The 2,521-nt window shown below is 41.8% G+C and carries 3 protein-coding genes; 2 read left to right on the forward strand and 1 reads right to left on the reverse strand.

All coding sequences use genetic code 11. The annotated features are described in order from the left end of the window. Positions 1 to 940, forward strand: a 940-nt coding sequence (locus tag WKF69_RS15880) for a heparan-alpha-glucosaminide N-acetyltransferase domain-containing protein (protein ID WP_340383109.1), incomplete at its 5' end; no start/stop codon positions are given. 69 nt (positions 941 to 1,009) lie between these two features. Next, positions 1,010 to 1,984 carry a polyprenyl synthetase family protein gene (locus tag WKF69_RS15885; protein WP_340383110.1) on the forward strand — a complete coding sequence of 325 codons (975 nt, stop codon included), beginning with the start codon at positions 1,010 to 1,012 and terminating at the stop codon, positions 1,982 to 1,984. Positions 1,985 to 2,035: 51 nt separating this feature from the next. Here WKF69_RS15885 and rpmA read toward each other — a convergent pair. Then, the coding region (gene rpmA / locus WKF69_RS15890; RefSeq protein WP_340383111.1) for a 50S ribosomal protein L27 at positions 2,036 to 2,521 on the reverse strand (486 nt) is incomplete at its 5' end.

Below are 2,521 nucleotides of genomic sequence, written 5' to 3' on the forward strand. Positions count from 1 at the left end.
CAAAAAAGAACTCAGCTCATTTTTAATAAAAAGAGGCCTCTGGCTGGTTTTCGTCGAGATACTGGTTTTCAATTTTGCGTTTTCATTCGATCCATCTTATACAATTTTAGCATTGCAGACTATCTGGTCGATCGGTATCAGTATGGTTTTCCTGGGTATACTAATCTGGCTGCCATTTCCGTGGATACTTACGATTGGTTTGGTAATTTTCTTTGGCCATAATTCACTCGATCTTTATGAAGCTTCACATAAGGGTGATTTCTCTATCTTATACTCCATGATACATCGCCCGGGATTTTTCCCTCTCGGAAAAGATCATAGTTTACTTGTTTTTTATCCGGCCCTTCCGTGGCTTGGCGTTATGATCCTGGGCTATTGTTTCGGCAAGCTGTTTACAATTTATAATGGCGCTGAGAGACGAAAGATGCTAATGAGGCTAAGTCTTGGGGTCATGGCATTCTTTATCGTGTTAAGGGCACTAAATGTCTATGGTGACTCTAAACCCTGGTCACAACAAGACAATTTCTTGTATTCTATATTTTCATTTATCGACACGCAAAAATACCCTCCTTCTTTACTATATGCAGCTATGACGATCGGCCCCGGAATACTTTTCCTCAGCCTTTTCGAAAAAACAAAAAATGCGTTAACTAATATCATTGTCGTTTTCGGCAGAGTTCCATTCTTATATTATGTTTTGCATTTCTACCTCATCCACTTTTTATGCATGATATTCTTCCTGTTGAGGGGACATAAATTTAGTGACGGTATTTACGAACAGCCAAATATGCTTCCCAATTTCATCATAGCGAAAGAAGGTTATTCCCTACCAGTTGTATATCTCATCTGGATTGGTGTTATTATAATTTTGTATCCTGTTTGCAAATGGTTTAGTGAGTATAAAAAAACCCATCGTAAGTGGTGGTTAAGCTATTTATAATTAATCACCATATGGTATTAGGCAACAAAGGAAGTTTTGGTATTTTTGCCCGGCCTTAGCTTTAATTGAATGCATTCTATACAACAACTTCAGGAAATAATAAACAAGGCTATAGCCGATACAAAATATACCCAGAAACCCACTGAACTTTACGAGCCTATCAGCTACCTCATGGAATTGGGAGGCAAGCGTATGCGGCCGGTGCTGGTGTTGTTATCCACCGAGCTTTTTGGCGGAGATGTAATGAAGGCCTTAGACGCCGCGATCGGAATCGAGCTTTTCCATAATTTCACGCTAATGCACGATGATATCATGGATAAGGCGCCCCTTCGCCGGGGGAAACCAACCGTGCATGCCAAATGGAGTGAAAGCGCGGCTATCTTATCAGGCGACGTGATGTTTGTAGAAGCTTATAAGATGATGATCAAGGTCGACGATTCTATTCTGAGAGAAGTCCTTGATATATTCAGCGACACGGCGTCGGGAGTTTGTCAGGGACAGCAAGCCGACATGAATTTTGAGAATCATGACGAGGTTACCGTTGATGAATACCTGCTTATGATCAAACAAAAGACTGCAGTGTTGCTTGCCGGCAGTATGGAGATTGGGGCATTGATCGGTGGGGCGGAAAAAAAGCAGGCTAAACTTTTACACGAATTCGGAGAAAATCTTGGGCTTGCATTTCAACTTCAGGATGATATTCTGGACGTTTACGGCGATCCTGAAAAATTCGGAAAATTAGTCGGCGGGGATATTCTGGCAAACAAAAAGACCTTTTTACTGATCAAAGCCAAAGAGTTAGCCAAAAACCATAAGAGCACAGAGCTTGCTAAGTGGACTAATGGGACATCACACGATGCCACTCAAAAAATTGCCGCAATTACTTCAATCTATGACAGTCTGGAGGTAAGAAAACTTGCGGAAGCACAAATGGAGCAATTTGTAACCAAAGCCATCACTGCGCTAAATCAAACCGGAATCGAGAATGACACAAAGGTAATACTTCAGAGCTTCGCAGAGTCACTGCTCATCCGCGAACAATAAAAAAGCGCCTTGCTGATTCCAACAAGGCGCTTTCTATATAATAATCTGATATTATAATTCTTCTGACGGAGCTTGTGCTTCCGGAACTTCTTCAGCAGCTTTCTTTTTTGCAGGAGCTTTCTTTGCCGGAGCAGCTTTTTTTGCAGCAGCTTTAGGTTCAGCTTTCGCTTCCTTCTCAGCAGCAGCCTCTTTAACAGGAGCCTCAGCCTTTGGAGCAGATTCAGCCTTTGGAGCTGCAGCTTTCTTAGCCTTTACTGGTGCATTCTCAACAACTACTTGTGTTTCTCTTGGAAGAACAGAAACATATGACTTATCATCAAATTTCTTCTTGAACATTACAGTACCGTCGATCAAGGCAAATAATGTATGATCTTTACCAATACCTACATTTCTATCGGGATGGTGTTTAGTACCGCGCTGACGCACGATAATATTTCCTGCAATTGCAGCCTGACCACCGAAGATCTTAATACCCAAACGCTTGCTATGTGACTCGCGACCGTTTCTGGAACTACCGGCTCCTTTTTTATGTGCCAT

The sequence above is a fragment of the Daejeonella sp. genome, from assembly GCF_037719425.1.
GTDB lineage: Bacteria > Bacteroidota > Bacteroidia > Sphingobacteriales > Sphingobacteriaceae > Daejeonella.

What these genes read in the sequence shown, in the direction of transcription:
- WKF69_RS15885 (WP_340383110.1), top strand. Translation starts at nt 1,010, where the DNA reads ATGCATTCTATACAACAACTTCAGGAAATAATAAACAAGGCTATAGCC.